This is a genomic window from Aneurinibacillus sp. UBA3580, assembly GCF_002375825.1.
In the GTDB taxonomy this organism is placed as follows: Bacteria; Bacillota; Bacilli; order Aneurinibacillales; family Aneurinibacillaceae; genus Aneurinibacillus; species Aneurinibacillus danicus.
In genome coordinates, this window is record NZ_DFMZ01000048.1 from 37,291 (window position 1) to 56,095 (window position 18,805).

Annotated in this window: 29 protein-coding genes; 21 read left to right on the forward strand and 8 right to left on the reverse strand. The window is 40.9% G+C overall.

From position 1 onward, the window contains the following. Nucleotides 1-80: 80 nt before the first annotated feature. The 5 genes from B2899_RS07700 to B2899_RS07720 form a co-directional block, all read right to left on the reverse strand. Nucleotides 81-884 carry a hypothetical protein gene (locus tag B2899_RS07700; protein ID WP_286884830.1) on the reverse strand — a complete coding sequence of 268 codons (804 nt, stop codon included), beginning with the start codon at nucleotides 882-884 and terminating at the stop codon, nucleotides 81-83. A 54-nt stretch (nucleotides 885-938) separates the two neighbouring features. Further along, nucleotides 939-2,102, reverse strand: coding sequence for a hypothetical protein (locus B2899_RS07705; protein ID WP_286884832.1), 1,164 nt, complete (start codon nucleotides 2,100-2,102; stop codon nucleotides 939-941). Next, entirely contained in the window at nucleotides 2,099-3,391 is a 1,293-nt protein-coding gene (locus tag B2899_RS07710) for a hypothetical protein (RefSeq protein WP_286884834.1), read from the reverse strand. Before B2899_RS07710 ends, B2899_RS07705 begins: the two co-directional genes overlap by 4 nt. A gap of 70 nt (nucleotides 3,392-3,461) precedes the next feature. After that, entirely contained in the window at nucleotides 3,462-4,019 is a 558-nt protein-coding gene (locus B2899_RS07715; RefSeq protein WP_286884835.1) for an ImmA/IrrE family metallo-endopeptidase, read from the reverse strand. Between the two features lie 89 nt (nucleotides 4,020-4,108). Then, nucleotides 4,109-4,546 (reverse strand): helix-turn-helix domain-containing protein, encoded by a 438-nt coding sequence (locus B2899_RS07720; protein WP_286884836.1) that lies wholly within the window; start codon nucleotides 4,544-4,546, stop codon nucleotides 4,109-4,111. 159 nt (nucleotides 4,547-4,705) lie between these two features. Between B2899_RS07720 and B2899_RS07725 the strand changes: the two genes are divergently transcribed. The 6 genes from B2899_RS07725 (at nucleotide 4,706) to B2899_RS07750 (ending at nucleotide 6,870) form a co-directional block, all read left to right on the forward strand. Then, nucleotides 4,706-4,957 carry a helix-turn-helix transcriptional regulator gene (locus tag B2899_RS07725; RefSeq protein WP_286884837.1) on the forward strand — a complete coding sequence of 84 codons (252 nt, stop codon included), beginning with the start codon at nucleotides 4,706-4,708 and terminating at the stop codon, nucleotides 4,955-4,957. Nucleotides 4,958-5,012: 55 nt separating this feature from the next. Beyond that, nucleotides 5,013-5,222 carry a helix-turn-helix domain-containing protein gene (locus tag B2899_RS07730; protein WP_286884876.1) on the forward strand — a complete coding sequence of 70 codons (210 nt, stop codon included), beginning with the start codon at nucleotides 5,013-5,015 and terminating at the stop codon, nucleotides 5,220-5,222. Between the two features lie 36 nt (nucleotides 5,223-5,258). Next, nucleotides 5,259-5,525, forward strand: a complete 267-nt coding sequence (locus B2899_RS07735) for a hypothetical protein (protein WP_057898477.1) — start codon at nucleotides 5,259-5,261, stop codon at nucleotides 5,523-5,525. A gap of 49 nt (nucleotides 5,526-5,574) precedes the next feature. Then, the gene (locus B2899_RS07740) at nucleotides 5,575-6,072 is read left to right on the forward strand and encodes a helix-turn-helix domain-containing protein (protein ID WP_286884842.1); all 498 of its coding nucleotides are present in this window, start codon (nucleotides 5,575-5,577) and stop codon (nucleotides 6,070-6,072) included. A 2-nt stretch (nucleotides 6,073-6,074) separates the two neighbouring features. Further along, the gene (locus B2899_RS07745) at nucleotides 6,075-6,314 is read left to right on the forward strand and encodes a hypothetical protein (RefSeq protein WP_286884844.1); all 240 of its coding nucleotides are present in this window, start codon (nucleotides 6,075-6,077) and stop codon (nucleotides 6,312-6,314) included. A gap of 325 nt (nucleotides 6,315-6,639) precedes the next feature. Further along, complete coding sequence (locus B2899_RS07750) at nucleotides 6,640-6,870, forward strand: hypothetical protein (protein WP_286884845.1); 231 nt, start codon at nucleotides 6,640-6,642, stop codon at nucleotides 6,868-6,870. On the opposite strand, the gene B2899_RS07755 is transcribed toward B2899_RS07750, so the two are convergent. After that, entirely contained in the window at nucleotides 6,867-7,235 is a 369-nt protein-coding gene (locus B2899_RS07755) for a hypothetical protein (protein ID WP_286884848.1), read from the reverse strand. The genes B2899_RS07750 and B2899_RS07755 overlap by 4 nt on opposite strands. 298 nt (nucleotides 7,236-7,533) lie before the next feature. Further along, a complete protein-coding gene (locus B2899_RS07760; protein ID WP_057898482.1) occupies nucleotides 7,534-7,782 on the reverse strand; it encodes a hypothetical protein in 249 nt (82 codons plus the stop codon). Nucleotides 7,783-7,979: 197 nt separating this feature from the next. Between B2899_RS07760 and B2899_RS07765 the strand changes: the two genes are divergently transcribed. From B2899_RS07765 to B2899_RS07830, 14 genes are all read left to right on the forward strand, one after another. Further along, nucleotides 7,980-8,201, forward strand: coding sequence for a hypothetical protein (locus B2899_RS07765; protein ID WP_286884849.1), 222 nt, complete (start codon nucleotides 7,980-7,982; stop codon nucleotides 8,199-8,201). A gap of 100 nt (nucleotides 8,202-8,301) precedes the next feature. After that, the gene (locus B2899_RS07770) at nucleotides 8,302-9,057 is read left to right on the forward strand and encodes a RecB family exonuclease (protein WP_286884850.1); all 756 of its coding nucleotides are present in this window, start codon (nucleotides 8,302-8,304) and stop codon (nucleotides 9,055-9,057) included. Between the two features lie 151 nt (nucleotides 9,058-9,208). Next, entirely contained in the window at nucleotides 9,209-10,150 is a 942-nt protein-coding gene (locus B2899_RS07775; RefSeq protein WP_286884852.1) for a hypothetical protein, read from the forward strand. Nucleotides 10,151-10,207: 57 nt separating this feature from the next. Next, nucleotides 10,208-11,197 (forward strand): hypothetical protein, encoded by a 990-nt coding sequence (locus B2899_RS07780; RefSeq protein ID WP_286884854.1) that lies wholly within the window; start codon nucleotides 10,208-10,210, stop codon nucleotides 11,195-11,197. Continuing rightward, nucleotides 11,136-12,002 (forward strand): ATP-binding protein, encoded by an 867-nt coding sequence (locus B2899_RS07785; protein ID WP_286884857.1) that lies wholly within the window; start codon nucleotides 11,136-11,138, stop codon nucleotides 12,000-12,002. Before B2899_RS07780 ends, B2899_RS07785 begins: the two co-directional genes overlap by 62 nt. A 97-nt stretch (nucleotides 12,003-12,099) precedes the next feature. Continuing rightward, nucleotides 12,100-12,279 carry a hypothetical protein gene (locus B2899_RS07790; RefSeq protein WP_286884859.1) on the forward strand — a complete coding sequence of 60 codons (180 nt, stop codon included), beginning with the start codon at nucleotides 12,100-12,102 and terminating at the stop codon, nucleotides 12,277-12,279. Next, nucleotides 12,272-12,754, forward strand: a complete 483-nt coding sequence (locus B2899_RS07795) for a zinc-finger domain-containing protein (protein WP_286884862.1) — start codon at nucleotides 12,272-12,274, stop codon at nucleotides 12,752-12,754. The genes B2899_RS07790 and B2899_RS07795 overlap by 8 nt, the downstream gene beginning before the upstream one ends. Next, entirely contained in the window at nucleotides 12,751-13,107 is a 357-nt protein-coding gene (locus B2899_RS07800) for a RusA family crossover junction endodeoxyribonuclease (protein ID WP_286884865.1), read from the forward strand. The genes B2899_RS07795 and B2899_RS07800 overlap by 4 nt, the downstream gene beginning before the upstream one ends. Next, nucleotides 13,104-13,913 carry a BRO family protein gene (locus B2899_RS07805; protein WP_286884866.1) on the forward strand — a complete coding sequence of 270 codons (810 nt, stop codon included), beginning with the start codon at nucleotides 13,104-13,106 and terminating at the stop codon, nucleotides 13,911-13,913. The genes B2899_RS07800 and B2899_RS07805 overlap by 4 nt, the downstream gene beginning before the upstream one ends. Further along, the gene (locus tag B2899_RS07810) at nucleotides 13,913-14,050 is read left to right on the forward strand and encodes a hypothetical protein (protein WP_286884868.1); all 138 of its coding nucleotides are present in this window, start codon (nucleotides 13,913-13,915) and stop codon (nucleotides 14,048-14,050) included. The genes B2899_RS07805 and B2899_RS07810 overlap by 1 nt, the downstream gene beginning before the upstream one ends. A gap of 191 nt (nucleotides 14,051-14,241) precedes the next feature. Beyond that, a complete protein-coding gene (locus tag B2899_RS07815; RefSeq protein ID WP_286884878.1) occupies nucleotides 14,242-15,042 on the forward strand; it encodes a DUF5986 family protein in 801 nt (266 codons plus the stop codon). A gap of 29 nt (nucleotides 15,043-15,071) precedes the next feature. After that, nucleotides 15,072-16,250: a helix-turn-helix domain-containing protein gene (locus tag B2899_RS07820; protein WP_286884869.1), complete on the forward strand. Its 1,179-nt coding sequence runs from the start codon at nucleotides 15,072-15,074 to the stop codon at nucleotides 16,248-16,250. Between the two features lie 103 nt (nucleotides 16,251-16,353). Next, nucleotides 16,354-16,812 carry an ArpU family phage packaging/lysis transcriptional regulator gene (locus B2899_RS07825; RefSeq protein WP_057898493.1) on the forward strand — a complete coding sequence of 153 codons (459 nt, stop codon included), beginning with the start codon at nucleotides 16,354-16,356 and terminating at the stop codon, nucleotides 16,810-16,812. A 263-nt stretch (nucleotides 16,813-17,075) separates the two neighbouring features. Then, entirely contained in the window at nucleotides 17,076-17,597 is a 522-nt protein-coding gene (locus B2899_RS07830; protein WP_286884881.1) for a DUF3231 family protein, read from the forward strand. Between the two features lie 78 nt (nucleotides 17,598-17,675). Here B2899_RS07830 and B2899_RS07835 read toward each other — a convergent pair whose 3' ends face one another. Continuing rightward, nucleotides 17,676-17,870 carry a hypothetical protein gene (locus B2899_RS07835; protein WP_286884872.1) on the reverse strand — a complete coding sequence of 65 codons (195 nt, stop codon included), beginning with the start codon at nucleotides 17,868-17,870 and terminating at the stop codon, nucleotides 17,676-17,678. Nucleotides 17,871-18,137: 267 nt separating this feature from the next. On the opposite strand from B2899_RS07835, the gene B2899_RS07840 reads away from it, so the two are divergent. Continuing rightward, a partial coding sequence (locus B2899_RS07840) for a ParB N-terminal domain-containing protein (RefSeq protein ID WP_286884874.1) occupies nucleotides 18,138-18,805 on the forward strand: 668 nt, incomplete at its 3' end.

The window sequence follows — 18,805 nt, forward strand, 5'->3', positions numbered from 1 at the left end:
TATCCCCACCTCGGTTTATAGGCGGGGATTTTATGTAGATATATACTCTTTGCAAGTTAATAAAAAAGGGAATAAAATCATTAAACAATTAATGAGAAATTACCGTTTGGAATACCGGCAATTTTAGGATATTGGACAATAGCATTTGAATTTAAATCACAGAAGTAATTGTGGTATTGGGCGGCCCATTCATACTTAGGGTAAATCTTAGGATTTCCTTTATGTTTAGCTAAGTTATGCTCTATAATCTCTTTATGGCGTTGCAAAATAGAATGAGCTTCAACATAATCGTTGGGCTCTCTATCCCCCATTGTAGCTTCTAAATAATTTATAAACCATTTTCCATCTGTATTATCTTTAAGTAAATCCCTTACTTGTGGAGCCCACATAGGTTCTGCATAATATCCTATATGTAGATTTACCAATGAAACTACTTCGTTGCTTAAAATAATTCTTGGGTTTTTTGCATGTATGCTTTCAAGTTCATATGCTTTTAAAAGAGCAGGACCAAAAGCGAACTCTTCGTCACCATAATACTCGCCTATGCTCACTCCTCCTCTAACAAAGAAACCCTCAAGAGTCAAAGATAATTGATAAGCAGCAAAGTCTAGGAAAATACCACCTAGTTGGCTCTCGCCGTCTTCATGAATAGGCTTACCAATGATAATGTTATCTGTGAATGATTTTAGCACACCAACATAATCTTCCCGCGGCCTTAATTCTGCAATTTTTTCATTCAAAGATTTATGAAGGCGCTTTAACAAATCATTTCCAGTGCCTTGCTGGAAAGAATCTTTAATTAACTGGGAAAAACCTAAAATATCGACAAAGCAAACAGCAGAATTAAGCATTACAGGATTAGTGTTATCGTATCTTTTGAGCATAGACTGTCTTCCTTTCCAATTTATAGAATTATGATATAAGTAAAGAACTTTTACTTAAACACCTAAGCTAGCTAAGTATTCTAGTACATCATCTTCAATTTCAAAAAAGCATAAAATATGAGATAAAATTTTAGGGGTCAGAACTATTATCTTGTAATAACCATTTACTCTATACCAGTTCTCGATTTCATTCCAACAAGCTACTTTATCTTTTGTAGTTATTATAATTGCTCTGCTTGGACCTGAAGGATCATGATTCATATGATGTTCTATTTTTTCTAATACAGCATTATTAATTTCCGATGTAGAAAATCTTTTAGCGTCTATTATTACGTTATGATTAAATAAAGTGTCTAAATATGAATCTAGGCGTACTGGTCGATAATCAGTATTGCCAGCCCCTCCAACTTGTATAAAAATCTCAGAGTATGCATTGTGAAAACGTCGTAGATAATTATACTCTGCTATCTTTTTATGTTTACTTCGAATTTTATCTAATAGAAAGTCGGTTATTTCATTTTCGAATTTTTGCCAGTTTACAGAAGTTGATAGAGAACTTAGCTTCTCTCTAACTTCTGACATCTTACTAAGCAAGCTTGTAGTCTCACTATTCTCAGGTAGATAGTTTAACTCATTTTTTAATACGGAATTTGGTAAATTTGTAAATTCCTTTAGTGTATAGGTACGGCAATAAGGTAACGATATATTTAATGATTTTGTGCCATCAATTTCTATCCACAAAACCCTCTCTACGTTGTTAGTTAGCGTAACAAGTGACCAAGTGTCTATATTGTAATGATTAAATACTAGTAGTCCTTCATTGCTGTTAGTTTTAATATGATAAAGTCCGGAAGAAATTGGTGTTAAATTAATGGTGAATTTTTCAGAATTTAGACTCCTAAGTTTGGTTAAACAGACTTCGATAATTTTTGTAAAGTCAATATCTATTAATTCATGTTCAAACTCTAAGCTATCTTCTAGAAGACTTAAATCATTACCGCAATTAGAACACATGAAATTATCTTTAGTGATATAATTCTTTTGCCCACACCCTTCATAAGAATGATTAAGTCGAAAGCCTGTATAGTCTTGGCAAACTATATAATCTTTTTTTCTTACTTTTAAAAAATGGTGTTCAAATAGATAACTTATATGCTCATCTAGCAAATCATCATTTGTCAGTTTCATTCCGATAAATAACTGTTTGTTTATTTTCATATCTTTCTTCCTTCGTTTAAGTAAACATGGTAGTCGGATAGCATATCAATTAACCGTTCTTTCTTCTTAAGAAGTCCAGGCTTCCCTCCAAGTTCAATAAATTTTGTACGTTTACCTGAAACATTACTAATTTTCAAAGTAAATATATGGGCAGCTTTTCCCTCTGTAAAACGAATTTTTATATGCTCTATGTTATTTACATCAACAACTGATTTAAAATTATGTTGTTTTCTTAAGGTGTCTATACTTTCCCTTAAAGGAACTTCCGATTCTTTTTTAATAACAACAGAGGGTGCCCCATGTATGGAAAGAGGGTTTATTTTCATTTCTAATAATTCTAGATTTTTTATTTTTCCTCCTAAAACATTGGCTAGAAATCTAGCAAGGTAATATGGGGAGGTTTGTCTGTCGCTCGGAGAATAAAAGAAAGAGCGGTCTCCGCCCATAATGTAAAGTATGCGATTTGCTATGTTAGACGCTTTCTTAAAAGTGCTTCTAATTTTCAGCTTTTTAAATGAATCAGAAAAACGGATGACGGTCCAGTCAGCGGAAGTGTCTACCAACAGTTCATCTATTTTTCTTATAGAGTCCCTTTTGGATTCACGTAAAATATAAAAAACAATTTCGTTTTCACTGTTTGTGATTTTTTTGCATTTATTTATATAATTGGACTTTTCTTCTTCTTCGAATTTTTTAAGTTCTTTGTCGATAATGGAGATGGATGGGATATCTAGCTTTAATCCTTTATTTAATCTTTCTTTTGCTTCCTCACGTTCAACGTAGTCTTCTATTTCCTCAAAATCGATCGCGAGGTCATATTCATTATAGGTAAATGAATGCTTGATACAAGAATAGAATAAGTCTTTTAAAAAATTAAATGAGGGTACTTCTGTTAAAAGACAGAATAGAAATTCATGGGAATTTTTGTTGTAAGTTTGGATAAATTCTATTTTTTCCTCGTTATGTTGAGTTAGAAAGTAGTTAGTTTTAACTTGTTCTGATTTAAAGCTAAGAAACTCTTTTAATTTTACAAACGTAAGAATAAAATCTATAAGTTGTTTGTTCTTGCTCTTTACTTCTTCCTCAATTTCTTTATCTCCGTTGTATTTTTTTATTATTTCTTTGATTAAAACAGGAAAGGAATCGAAGTATTTTAATAGATTATCGGGGATAGAAGTATCAGTTTTAATAAAATCTATATCTACTTCTAAATCATGTTTCCATTGCTCATCAGTAATTTCTTGGTACTCTTTTACTTTTTTGATAACATCATCAAAAATCTTTTCCATGGTTATAATCGGCTCCTAAAGTTTCTCAATTATATAACTTGAAATTCATGATATAGTAAATTAATATTATCTATTCCACCCACTCAATACTCCCGTACTCACCCCTCCATCTTCGCAAAGTTTGTCCCATCTCTCGGCTTGCATCCAACTGCATCCGATAGTGGGCAAACTCCTCGGGAACAACGAAATAATCAGCTATTTCTTCAATCAAAACCCCAATTTCATTAAACTCAGCCATCTTATACACATTTTCCATAAACCAGCTAGGCATCAGCAGATATGCTGCCATTCGTTTTGCCTGGTTCTCTTGTTTCCGTATGAAATACTCACTGGCACTCAATTGATCCATAGCGTGTGCATACAGATGACAAAACTCCTCAGCTAGTACGACTCTTTCTTCATCAGCGGGGAGGTTTGATTGAAGATATATAATCCCTCTACGCCCTTCTTTAGGAACAGAGAAGGTTGTATCCTTATTGTGATGCTTAACCTTAATACCGTATCGATAGCAAATCTCATAGATGTCGATTTCGTCTGGTTCCTGATAATTAAAGTGGGAAAGAACATGATTAGCCCTTTCTTCCCAGTAATCCAAAGGTGTTTTATGTAATAATTTACTCTGTTGCATTACAATTCCAACCTCTGAATGCAAAAAAGTACCCCTGCACTTTCTGAAGGGGTTTCTTGGTGTTAATCTAGGTCGTTAGTCTATGTGTGTTAATCTTCAATGATGTCTTCCGGATCGTCTTCTTCATCCAAGTCTGCTTTGATAACTTCCCACATCTTGATTAAAGTTTTGACTTTCTTTTCCGGAGCAGTGGCTAAGTCGTGAAACATAGCTGCAAACTGAGGATGTTTTCTCATTTCTTGGAGAACTTGAAACTCTGCTGATGATAATTTAATGTTCTGGCCAGATACTTGAATTGAATGTGAAGATTCATGTGCTGAGTTGTCTGTCGATTCTCCTATTAAGTAAGCAATCGACACTTCATATTTATTTGCTAATTTTCGAATAGTGTCTAAAGAAGGCTCGTTTCTTCCTTGTTCATAGTATCCATAAGCACTTTCCGTAATCCCTAGGAAATCAGCCACTTCTTTTTGAGTTAATTTATGTTTTTTCCTAAGTTCACGCAATTTTTGTTTTAGCTCAGCCATAAAAACATCCTTTCTAGCTATGCTTCAAATTTATTATACAACTATTAGTTGGGTGAAGTCTTATTTTTAATTAAAGACAACAAAAAATTGTTATTTTGTGTTGACATACAACTTTTTGTTGGGTTAATATAAAAACAACAAAAAGTTGGGAGGTGCAAAATGGATAGTAAACGATTAAAACTAATCGCCTTGCGTAAGGAAAGGAATATGTTTCAAAAAGATGTTGTTTATCTTTTGAAACATCTATATGGAATTGAAATTACGGAGAGTTATTATGGAATGATTGAGCAAGGCGTAAGAACCCCAAAATTGGACATAGCTTTAGGAATAGCTAAACTCTTCAATGTACCATTAGAAGAAATTTTTTTTGGGAAGCAACCCAACAAAAAGTTGGGAAGTAAAACAGCTTAAAAACATTTAACAGATTTTAAATAACAAAATTTACCGGAAGGAGGTAAGGGTTGTGATGCAACCCAAAACCATTCAAGATTACCCAATGATTCTAACTGCCAAAGACATTGCAGAAATCCTACGTGTATCCAAACCAACTGCATACGAGCTCATGAAACGAACTGACTTTCCGTTGCTGCCCTTTGAAGGTCGCATTCGCCGGGTTCGGCGTGATGAGTTCTTTCAATGGCTCGCCAGGAAGAGCCAGAATAACACAACTGCATAATCATATTCCTTCCTTGCTGGAAAGGGGGTGAATCATATGTACACGCCATCGGAAGTCGCAGAAGCCCTTGGCTTACTGACAAAAAGAGGTCGGCCTCATGCAGCATTAGCGAAAGCGCTCCTTCGTCAAATTAAAGCCCAGCCGATTGCTTATGATAACGGCAAACCCGTATACGGCCATTGTGTCCTTTCCGTCATCCGGGCTACCTTCGGACAAGCGGTGAATTACGAGCTGCCCGAATGTGTAGAAATTCGAGGACGTCGGTTCCGTGTCCGGTACTGGCCTGAGGAAAGCGTATCATGAGTTAGCGACAAAACGAAAGGAAGGGAACGTGACGAAAGGAGGAAACGAGATGTCAATTGGTGACTTCATACGCCAGTACCGGAAGGAAAAGAACATCACCCAGGGTGAGCTGGCGGCCCAGTTAAACTTTGAACGCTCCATGATGAGCAAAGTGGAAAGCGGTGCAAGAAAGTGGTCGGAAAGCAGTGATGCAAAACTTGCTTCGATAAACTGGCGCTTCACGTTATGGCTGGCCGATGAGCGAACCGGTGGATTTATCTCCAATCTGTTAAAGCTTGTCCCAAACTTTGATCTGCATCCATCGGCGTTGAAAGAGCTTTTGCTGAAGGAACTGAAAGAAGGGATGCAGGCGCTAGGGGAAATCATCTTTGCAAGGCATATCTGCCAGAAAAAGCGAAAGGAAGCCGCCGAGAAGGTGTGGTTTGAGCTTAAGGATGTGGTGAATACAGGAGTTATCATGATGGGCGTGCTGGAAGAAGAGTTTGGCCTGGATCGAGAAGCGCTGATTAAAAAGCATGAGTACCAGGTCAAGCAAGGAGAGCGATAAGCATGGCTATCGAGCATGATGAACGGCCAAGCATGATTGACATTGTATGTGATGGCGATCAGTCAAAGGGAAGAAGTGTTTTGACACTGGCAGACATGGAAACATTCTATCGAAAGCGAGTGAAAGGGAATGAAACCGAAAGATTGGCTGGAATTAACGATGCCGGAACGCACATTGGTTTTGGAACAAATATCCGAGCAGCAGAAAGCGACAGGACGTGCGGTAACCGCGTTGGAGATTAATCTTCGCTTACAGGAAGTATTGGAGAGAACGGCTGCTTATGACATGTCGCTTATGGATGAAGAACAGAGTCAAGCGTATAGGGAGCGTCTTCGGCAGAACAGAGAAAGGTTAGAAAAGAAAAAAGCTGTCCTGTGTGGTAACACAGAAACAGCTTAGAGAGCACTTATCAAAAAAAGAATAACACATGTTCGTGTGTGCGGCAAGCTCCTCGGGCTTGCTGCCGGGGGCCGGGAAGTTGAACTCCACCTTTTCTCTTACCCACGTCTTTTCCCCGGTTCCGGCAGCACTTCCGAGAAGTGCAATACATAGAGAGGAGGGAATGATGTGGAAGCGATTGAGCAACGCCTTGCCGAGCTGGAAGCGCGGGTCGAGAAGCTGGAAAAAAGGGGGGTTACCACTCAAAAAGAGGCAACCCCTGATGAAATCAAGGTTGTTAGTGAATTGATTAAAGTTTGTTCTGCATACGGTCTTACTTATGGACAAGCTCAGAACGTTGCTTGCTATTTAAGACAAGCTCTGAATGTGATGGCAAACAAGAACCGGATAACAAACTAAAATAGAAGTTCTTCATCATCGATATTCTGGATTTTAGCCTCATAAGGCTTGCGGCGATGTTGCCAATAGGATTGTTCTTTTTCTTTCTCGTAACCGAATGACATATGTTCAAATTCGTTTATAGGACCTGGTAGGAGAGTAGAGTTTCCTTCTAAAGAGATACTCCAGCACTCTTTAAAGGAACCAGTCTTCTTGAGTATATCAACTGTATCCATGTAGGCTTCGCTGAACTGCCTTAGAGCCTTGACAGCATCCGGAGGAAACTCTAAAGCACAATTTGGACATTGAATAAACACTTTGTTGTATAGGTTTTGAAACTCGATTCTAAAAGTTTCCTCGCAACGATGACAGTGAAATTTCATCATTTTTATATCCTCCTGTCATGAATTTGGAAGAAAGTCATTCACAAAAGCAACTCTTCTTCCTATAAACAAAATTCAATAAAGGGCAGAGGAATCCTACTGATCTCAGGGCAAGAACCCTAACTCCTTGGCCGAAGAGATTAGAACTAACTTGAAAGTGGGGTGAGAAGCTTGACCATAGAAGAACGTATCACTGCACTGGAAGCGCGAGTCGAGAAGTTAGAAGCCGCCCGTGGCCCGGCGGCTTGGATTGATGGCGAACTAGCCTTAATTGAAATAAGAAAACAACGTATTGAGAAATTCATTCAGTGTCCTGAACGACGCCAAGAGCTTTTAACTGCTTTAGAAGCACAGCGTTGTTCTCTTCAATCATCTTTGCAACAGCTCGAATAAGTGCTTCATGTGGAGCTTCGGATAACAAAGCACTGTATAACGGTGAACCTAATTGAATCTCTTTTTCTTCTTCATCCATTACATCAAGCACGGCTGTTTGATACTCGACAAATCCTGTAGTTTCAAGATCTTTATAACTCATGCCTAAAGATTTCATAATTTCACCTCCTCTCTATCTAACATGATTAGACAAAAGGGAGGAAAATCCTACCAATCTTAGGGCAAGTGCCCTGGCTTCTTGGCCCGATGGGTATTGCCGGTTCGACTCCGGCACGGGTCGCCAAACATCAAGAATTACATAGGCGCAGCCATCGGGGCTGTACAGCCAGCGTAGGGGTAGGGGCGCTGGCAACTTTGAAGAAAGGTGGTGAAAAGAATATGCCAAGCTTAGACCGATTCTCACAAGGTTTTGCAGATCCACAAGAAGCGCGTGTTGTTGGTGAATGCGTTGGATGTGGGGGCGAGATTTATGAAGGTGAAGAAGTCTGGGAAACGGACGAGGGATATCTCCATGATGAACATGATTGTATTCGAGGGTACATTGCCAATTTTGCAACTGAGAAGGTTGCAGGGTAAATAAAAAATGACCTGCTGCAACAGGTCACTCACTTAAAAAATCACTTTTTATCAATGTATCATGAATGCTCTTTGAAAATCAAATATTGGAGGGATATACGTGCCAGTAAAATTACCGCGCGGATACCTGTCTGTATCACAAATTCGGACTTATCAACGTTGTCCAAAGCAGTATGAATATCAGTATGTTTACGGGATGAAGACTACTTTTGGCAGTAGTTTTTTGCTGGGACGAGCCTTTCACAAAGCGATTGAAGAAGCAAACCGTGCCAAGATGGAAACGGGTGAAATTTTTGAAACGGATCAGGTAGCTGATGTGTTTTCGGATGCTTGGGAGACTGAAAAGGAAGAAGTGGAGTGGAAGGAAGACGAGGATAAAGGTCAATTGAAGGATTCTGGCTTGAAAATGACCATGGCTTATTATGAGGAACATGGGCGAACCCTGAGTCCTTTCCTTATAGAAACGGGCTTCATGATGGAAGTCGAGGGCATTCCATTTCAAGGATTTATTGATTTAGCAGAAACAGATGGAACGATTCGAGATTTTAAGACAGCATCTAAATCACCTACAGCTGACGTAGTAGATTCTTCGATTCAACTGGCAGCTTACGCTCTTGCCTATCGAGAGCTTACTGGGCAAAAGGAAGTGAAAGTTGGGCTGGATTACGTGGTCAACTTAAAGAAAGGCCCGAAGATTACTCGATTAGAGACGGAGATAGATAAAGGACGAATGGAACGTTTAAAGGCAACCATTCAGGGCGTTGGGCAGGCGATTAGTGCTGGTGTCTTTTATCCAAATGAAGAAGGGTTTGCTTGCGGATATTGTTCCTTCCGTGAGCTTTGCAAAGGAAGGTGATAAGTATGGAAAACTGCCAAATGTGTGGCGCACCGATTGAGCCGGGGGAGAAAATCACTCCGGTGTATCACGCAAGAGAAGAGGAGCCATACGGAGTCATATGCTCATGTTGCTGGAAGGAATTTATTAACTAGAGGTGATTGAATTGGCTATGCCAGAAAACCAACTCATGGAATACCCACAACAGACGTATATTTCACAAGTCGCTGTGACGCCACAGCAGGCTCTCCAAGCCTATCAGGCACTGAAACAAATCACAAAGCAGGTGCTCGTAAACGGAACGGATTACGGTGTTGTTCCAGGCACTCCGAAGCCGTCGCTTTTAAAGCCAGGAGCTGAAAATCTACTAAGGTTTTACGGGCTTGGTCACCGTGTTCAGGCTGTTGAACAGGTAAAGGATTGGGATAACGGCTTCTTTTATTTTAATTACAAAGTAACGGTCGTTAAGACCTTACCGAATGGTACAGAAATGGTTTTAGCTGAATGTGAGGGTTCGGCAAATAGCAAAGAAAAGCGATATCGAAATCAGGACCCTTATATGCTGGTGAATACGCTTCAGAAAATGGCGATTAAGCGAGCGTTGGTTGGAGCGACACTGCAGGCTACAGGAGCATCGGGACTGTTTACACAGGATCTTGAAGATATGGATGATATACCGATGCAGGAGCATCAGCAGCCAAGGCAACAAACTTCATCTTCCCATGGTTCACGGAGCAATAACCAATCTTCTGGTAATGGTGTAGCCTCAGAAAAACAGCAAAGGGCCATTTTCGCCATCGCCAAAGGGAAAGGGCTTGATGAAGAGGGAATAAAACGCCTGATTCAATATCTAAACAATAAGCAAAGTGTATCAGAGCTTACTTCTAAAGAAGCGAGTGACTTAATCAAGCTTTTACAAGAAACGAGTCCGGATGAACTGTTAGCTATGATAAGCGCAGGAGACAGTCCAACTCCAATGAATAAACCGATTGACATATCGGACGATGACCTCCCTTTTGATGAAGCCCCTGGGTTAGAAAACAGCTCAGGGGCGTGGGAAGACCCGTTAGGCTACGAAGACAGAATGCCGCGTACTAAACGCTCAGCGAGGTAATATACGCGGGATTTTTCACACTCTATTCTATTAAATAATCAAAGGAGATGTCGGGGTATGGAAGAGCAAAAAGACATCATCATGCAAGCGTCGGGGTTTGTGATTCTGCCCCGACTCTCGATTAAAAATGTAAGAGATAAACTCCTTTTCTACCATTTGCTTGAACAAGCTGACTGGAATACGGGAGAAGCTGTTCTCGTTCTTTCCCAACTTGAAGAGCAAACAGGATGGTCAAGAAAAGAGATAAGCACGTCGCTTTCTCGACTTCAAAAAGGTGGAGTTATCACAATGGAAACTCTTCGGGGGAAGCGCGGTGTTAGGGTGATGATCGTAAACTATTCTGCTTATCAAAATCTCTCAAAATATAGAAAAACGGTACAAGCAAACGGGGAAGTGGCACAAGCAAAAGGACAAGCAAGCGGCAAAATGGTACAAGTAAACGATGGTGAAAAACCTTGTGTTTCCTGGGATTTACCCACTAACAAAATGGAAGTGGAACAAGCAAACAGCGAAACGGTACAAGCGAAGGCACAAGCAAATGGAGAAACGGGACAACTTATATATAGTAACAACAATAAGAACAGCAATATAAACAGCAGTAATAATAATAAACCTAATACGTCGCTCGTTTCAGAAAAAGACATCGAAACCTTTGTCGATGAGAACATCGACGTATTGCCGTCCGGTGTCAATCGAAAACTAGTGATTCGTTATTGTGATATGTTGCGGTTAACGAGAAGCACATGCAAGATTTCAAGAAACGTCTTGCTTCAGGTTTTTGCGAAGATGAAAAAATACTCCGCAAATCAAATTAACTTTGCTGTATGGCATCACTTTGAAAAGCATGACGATAAGCGAGAGCAATATACACTGGGGATTCTTAGGAACACAACTGACCATGAGGCTTATCGAAAGCTGATGCTGATGTTGAACCGTCAAAACAAGGATACGTTTGAAATCAGAGAGTCAAAAGGAGGCATACGCAGTGCAGTCCGCAGAGAACTTGATCCAGCGTTCCGTGATGAAATTAATTCCCTCTCTTTCTAAAGACGCTGAAGGAGATTACTATTGCTCGATTTGTGGCAGGTTTGTGCCAAAGACACAGATTGAGTTGTTCGGCAAGGTGCGTATCGTACAGAGTCGTTGCCAATGCGAAATTGACAAGTTCGTCTATGACCAAAAGCAAGCAGAGACCCTTATTCAGCGAAAGATGATTGAGCGGAAGTTTAACATTTCAGAGCTGGGTAAGCGCTTTGAAGAGTGTAAGTTTTATACGTTTCAATCACGTCCTGGCGCTGAAAAGGCATATCAAATGGCACGAGATTATGCCCAAAACTTCGAGCACCACCAGGAAGAAATAGGGCTACTGCTCTGGGGAATCCCTGGGAACGGTAAGACACACCTTGCTGCGGCAGTGGCACACGAAGTCAAAGATAAAGGATTTACCGTTGTTTTTCAGACAATGGCTGAATTACTGGAGCGTATTCGAAACACGTTCAACAAGAAAGAAAAAGAGACGGAAAGCGAGATTATGACGGCGCTTCGGGATTGTGACTTACTCGTTCTGGACGATATCGGTGCTGAGAAAATCACAGACTGGGTACTCGATGTGATGTTCCGGATTATTGACGGACGGTATCGAAAGAAAAAGCCGACGCTGTATACCACAAACTTTTTTCCGGCCGATTTATTGATACGCTTTATGCCGCTGGATCCGACAGAAGAGGACAAAATCAAGGCGCAGCGGATTCATGACCGAATCATTGGAACAAGCATCATCATAGAAAATAAGGCGACGAGTTATCGGCGTGAGCTGGCTGTTAAACGATTCAGGGAAATGAGTGGTGCGTAAAGTGAGCATTAGGATGGAAGGAGAATAAAGTACAAGAATACTGCGTTTTCACTCTCATCACTCAAATTCAACTGGAATCTTTAGGAGGAGAAGCCAGATGAAATACTTTGTACTTATTCCAGACAAAGCAAAGGTGCGGAATATGGTGTGCTGCCTACAAAGTTTACTTTCGCAGATGAATCGTACAGAGAATTTGGACAAGGCAGTCACGGGTATTCGGATTAACAAACAGACACGAGCGATTGAAATCGAAGTGGAGGATGAGCCGGATGAGTAACACAGCTCTTTCCAGGAAGGAGAAGCGAGTGCTTCGATTGCAGATATGCCGGACACTGGACGAGTATTGCAGCAACTGCGAGACCAAGAAACAAGCACTGAAAGGGAAGAGCGGCAGCGCTTGGGACGCAGCGAATCAAAGTTTGCAGGTATACTGCAATACGCAGTGCCCGGTCGGAAAACAACTGCATGCGCTGGCTTCGAAACTCGAAGGAGTGCAGATACGGCCGGAGTCGATTGAAGTACAACCGGTGCTAAAAGTACGACCAAAGCCTATCAAACTCATGGAAGTTGTCTCGAAACCGCGCGAAGAGCTTACACCTGAAAGCTATATGCAGGATAGGGAAAAAGGGCTTAGAGATTGGCAAATCGCGATACAGTACGATATCACTCCGTCGGGACTTTATAGCCGGAAAAAGCGATGGAGAGAACAGGGACTACTTGCTGGGAATGAGCAACGGAGGAAGAAAGCATGATTCGGTTGGTTGTACCCGGTCGCCCGGTTCCGGCGGTACGCATGACACAGCGGAGTAAGTTTGTCAATAAGCAAGCGCAGCGCTATCTTACATACAAGAATTACATCGGATGGCTTGCGAAAGCAGAAAGAGTAAGAAGAGCAGAGGGACCGATAGAGGTAAAGGCTGTTGCCTATCTCCATGGCCTTCGAGAGCCGGATGCAGATAATCTAGCGAAGGCATATTTGGACTCCCTGAATGGCATTGCCTGGATCGACGATCGGCAGGTACGCAAGTTAACAATCGAAAAGGTGAAGGTGGATACAGCGAAGGAGCAACGTTCCGAAATTGAAATTTACGAGGTGAAGAAATGATGAGCAATATGCCAACTATTTTCAATTTCGAAGATCGGGAAGTGCGAGTCGTGATGGTAAACAATGAACCGTGGTTTGTAGCAAAAGATGTGGCTGCCGCTTTAGACATGGCACGTAGCACATTGAGCGAAGCTGTTAACGGAAAGAAGCGCAAGCGTGAAGATGGTTCCGAGTACATTTCCGGCGGATTAGACGACGATGAAAAGGGATTCGTCAGTGTCGAAACCCTTGGAGGGGTTCAACAAATGCTTGCAGTTTCTGAATCAGGACTATACGCATTGATTCATTACAGCGACAAACTAGAAGCAAAAGCATTTCAGCGTTGGGTTCGAAAAACAGTGATTCCGTCCATCCGAAAAACTGGGCAATACACAGCGTCGCAGAATGTTGTTCCGCTTTCGAAGGAGCAGGCGCTTGTTACCGTTCTTCGAACAACTGCTGATTTAATGGAGGGACAGGAAGAGTTGCGGCAAGGACAACAGCAGCTTGAAATAAAGCTGGCAGAAGTGGATCGGAAAGTCGAGGAGCAGATTACCTTAAACAGTCACGAGCAGCGTAAAGCGCAGAAGGAAATTGCCAAGCGTGTGTACGAGCTGGCCGAGCAGGTAGCATTTAAACAACTTGGCTTTGACGGAACAGAAGAAATTGTGCCGGACTTGGAGAAAGAGCGCCGGAAGTTATTCAGTGAAATTCATCGAGCTATCAAAGATTGTTTTGCTGTTCCGAGTTATCGGGATGTGCGGCGTTCTGAATTCAATCAGTTGGTACTCTTCATTCAAGCGTGGCGGCCAAGGCTGGTGGCGTAATGAAGAAAGCACGCTACTACCTGCTTAGTCGCAGAGAGAAAGGGTTTGGCTCTGCTCACGTTGTTTATCGCTATGAATTAATTCGTTGGAACGAGTTGCATAGGTGGCAGCGGCGCGGATGGAAAGTAATTGCATAGAATCGGTTGCCAGTTGGGAAGCCGGTGGGTGGCTGAAAAACTTCTAAAGACCCATCAAAGAATGCGACTTGTATGATTATATTTAAAAAAGATTGATTATAATAAATCATAAGGAAAACTCACTTGACGAATTGTGATAAAAATGTAAAAATAATTTCAACATTTACCATCGAAAAGTGAGTGTGATAGTGATGAAGAGACTGTCTGTTCCGTTAAGTGAGATTCAAAGAAGAAAGCTTGTTGAGGCCATTTGTTATGGTAATGATGCCGACTACCAAGACTTTAGAAATAACAAAAGAACCATAACTAGCAATGGAGATCCTTACTGCAGAATTGATTATGTTTTGGATAAAGTGAACAGAGCGTTTAATTCTGATGAGTTCATAGTAAGGGTAATGAAACCTATGAGAACGCGGTGGGAGCATATTCAAATTTATGAAAAGCAAACAAATACTCTTTATATTATTCGTTCTAATACAAACTTAAGAGAAGCACGACTTAGAGCGATGGACAAGCAAAGCATACCGCATTTTATGGAGGGTTATGCTTTATCCAACGAGCAACTTGAGAGCTACGATTGGGAAAATTATTCTGATCAGCTGTCTATGCACTTTACCTCACTAGGAATAGATCAGGTCTCTCCAATTAAGGGAGAAAGATACATGCAAGCTAAAGCTCATCTTTCACGCCTAATTGGAAATTGGAAGGTTGATATGTGTGTCATGGTAATTTTTTCTGTAAGGGCAAATAAGGTCAATGCCGTACATGCATATGTACCTAGAAGCGATTTGTCCCATGATTTTTTGCTGGAAGAGGATTGGAGTATGTTTATTCCTACATCCTATGATACCGTTAATCATGAAACAACTGGAACAAATCAAGCTTCTGAAGATATTCCACTCTCACTTAAAAATCCTGCTTTACGGAAACAGGATCACCGTACTGAATTAAAACAACGAGAAGACGAACAACAAGAGAAGGAACCAGAATAAAAATGGCTTCTCTTAGGAGGAGTAGTTAAATGAAATATTCAAACGTTTTTAATCCGGAAAGATTAAGAGCAGCACGGTTGTATGAAGGTAAAACTATTGCTGATTTGGCTAGATTAACAGACGTTTCTAAACAAGCAATTTCACAGTATGAACATGGAAAGGCAGTCCCAAGTTTAGAAACGTTAATGAAAATAATCAGCGTTTTAAAGTTCCCTAGAGAATTTTTCTATGGTCATGACAATGAAAATATTCATATCGGTAACACCTTTTTTAGATCTGCTTTAACAGCAAACAAGACAGCACGTTTAACACAAATTGAAAGAATGAAGGTATTGTCCAAAATATACTCTTTTTTGGATGAATACATTAATTTTCCTGAACTAAACTTACCCAACTTAGAGGTGGATTTGGAATACCTGGATCAGGAACAAATTGAAAGATTAGCTTTGGAAACTCGAGAGTTTTGGGGACTAGGTGAAGAACCAATACCTAATATGGTTTATTTATTGGAAAAGAATGGGGTTATTGTCTCATCCTTTGAAACGGCAGATGAAAAAATTGATGCTTTTAGTCAACGACAAGTTGTTGATGGAAAAGAGAGATATTTTATTGTTTTAGGGAACGATAAGAAATCTGCTGTACGTAGACAGTTTGATTCTGCTCATGAAGCTGGGCATGTATTAATCCATAACTGTGACTTAAATGTAGAGGAATTATCTAAAGACGAATATAAGGAAATGGAAAGACAAGCTGATCAATTTGCAGCTTCCTTCCTTTTGCCAAAGAATGCTTTCTTAAGGGACTTAGCTTATCCTAACAAACTCGATTTTTATATTGAACTTAAGAAGAAATGGAGAGTCTCAATTGGTGCTATGATTATTAGAGCGTATCAACTTCAAGCAATTAATTATAATCAGTACCAATATTTAATGAGACAAATGAGTGCTAAAGGAATGAGAACACGTGAACCTTTAGACAATGTGATGGCTGTTTCAGAACCGACTGTTTTAAGAAAGGCTATCGATTTACTTTTAACAAGCAATGTTTTAACTTCTAAACAAATTATACAGGAGTTGGCTTTGCCTAAAGAGAAAATTGAGGTATTACTAAACCTTGATAAAGGAATGTTAAAAGAAAAAGAAGCTTATACTGAGGAGAATATTGTTAAGCTCAGTATACCAAATCGTAAAAATACATTTGCAAAATAGTCATAACAAATTAAAAGGCACCTCTGTCGGTTCGTAGCTGGAAAGAGGTGCCCTGCTCTAATATTCGATTAAGAATATTTTACCATGAGCAGGGGGAGTCGTCATGCAAATGTCGTTTTTGCCGAAAATTGACCGGAAAGCTACGCAGAAAAGAATAGAAGGCGTACTGGATACTGCGCGTATTTATCGTCGCATCGGCTTTGAAAGACGCGAGGTAAGAAATACTCCTTCATACGAGCCTCGCTTTCACGGTCAGACGAACGCGACGAGTGACCAGGTAGGTGACAATGCCTCCTGGAATGTGGATGCTGAGGAACGCATCAGGGAGCTTACAGAGCGCGTAGAGAGAGCGGTAAAGAGGTTGCCGAAGCGCCAGCGTCAAATTATTGAGATGCGCTATCTGAATGATGATGTTGATCGGAACTTTGATTATATGGTGTATACCGAATTGAACATTTCCAGCCGGACGTATGACCGGGAGAAGGCGCGAGCTATTTATTCACTGGCATTTATGTTGAGGATGGAAGTTATCGAGAAGAATGAGGAGCCATTAACCGTTTAGGGAGTGGCGAACTTTTGGCGTAAAAATGGCAAAGTTTTGGCGCAAAGTTGGCGCACTATTTTGAGATAGGGGTGGTATGATGATAGTGTCAGAAGATAAGCGAAGGGGCCGTTCTTGGGGAGCGGTCTTTTTGTTTTATATTTACTTTTTTATTATTACAGGAATAAAGCTAATTCGTTAGAAGCATTATAATTTTGGGCACAGATACAAAGTGTTTCTTGAAGGAGATTATCGTGGATATTATTACAATAGGGAGGACGATTATGGGTATTTTAAGTGGAAATCCTCAGCAAGAGCCAATGCACTACGGTGAAGTATTTGGAGTATGGAGTTACTTAGTAGGAGCACAAGGGATGTTGGCTGGTTATCAAGCGCTAATTAACCATACGGGTGATAAGGATTTAAGAAAATTCTTAGAGGACACAATTCAAAACGTCATCAAGCCTGAAATTGAACAAACACAAACATTGCTTAAAAACAATGGCGTTGCATTGCCACCTGCTCCTCCAGAACGTCCTGGAGCATCATTAGAAAGTATTCCGGCAGGCGCACGTTTTACCGATCCGGAAATTGCAGCTTCCGTCTCTAAAGACATTGCAGCTGGTCTTGTTGCTTGCAGCCAAATGATGGGCCAATCCATTCGAGAAGATATTGCTCTCATGTTTGGCCAGTTTCACATGAAAAAAGCACAATATGGTGCTACATTGCTAAGAATAAACAAAGAAAAAGGGTGGTTAATTCCTCCTCCATTACATGTGCAACAAGGGGAACCCGTTCATAGTTAAGGTAAAAAAGTGCGAAGCAAGAGGCCGTTCCTGAGGGACGGTCTCTTTGTTTTGCATAAAAAAGAGGGGCTGCCACCCCTATGCTTCTTGCGCGATATTTGTTTCTATGTAGCAATACGGACAGCGTTTGAATGGGTTGAACCCTGTTGACCAGTCGTCCACGTCTGTATCGACGCGATGATTGTCTCGCATCTTCTCGATGTTGCATCTGGATGTAATATTTGCGCTGACATGAACCTCTCTCTTGTAGACATTCACGATATAGGTAGCCAAAGTATCACCTCCTGCTACATTCTTCGACAAATGAGAGGAAAAACCTTCCTAGCGGAGAATGAGTTAGTAGGGAGGTGATGGGCATGGGTTATTTTAAAGAAAGTTTGATTAATGATTCGGTGGATAAAGATCCACAAAGGTATTGTAAGAATTGTGATCAACAGATAAGCGATAAAGAATACTACGATAACAAAGGAATCTGCAATGAATGCAAGAGCGCTTCTGAATGAGGCGCTTTTTATTTTGCCTTGGAGGTGGGTGATAGATATGGAAATACGAAAAGTACCAGTCATTAGCATTAATCCGGCGCCATACAACCCGCGTGTCGATTTACAGCCTGGAGATTTGGAATACGAGAAATTAAAGCGTTCCATCGCAGAATTCGGCTATGTAGAGCCGCTGGTTTGGAACGAGCGCACAGGAAACCTTGTTGGTGGCCACCAGCGATTAAAAATCCTACTTGAACAAGGCCATACAGAAATTGAAGTATCTGTGGTTAATCTGGACGAAGCACACGAAAAGGCACTGAATATCGCACTGAATAAAATCAGTGGCCGATGGGACGAGGAGAAGTTGGTTGTTTTGCTGCAGGAATTGGCTGAGAGTGAAATTGGCATCGAGCTGACCGGATTCGATGGTGAGGAACTCGAAGCCCTTCTCTCTGCTTTGCCGGCCGATACAGAACCGGATGAGCCGGTCATAGACGATGAATATGATGTACAGGCTACGCTGGACGCTATCAAAGAGCCAGAAACAAGATATGGCGATGTGTGGCGCTTAGGCAGGCACTTGCTCGTCTGTGGCGATGCTACACGTTTAGAAGATGTGCAGCGGCTCATGCAGGGAAAGAAAGCGAATCTGGTTGTCACGGACCCGCCATATAACGTGGCTGTGGAAAGTGAATCAGAACGCCTTGCGGCAGATGGTCGGGACTC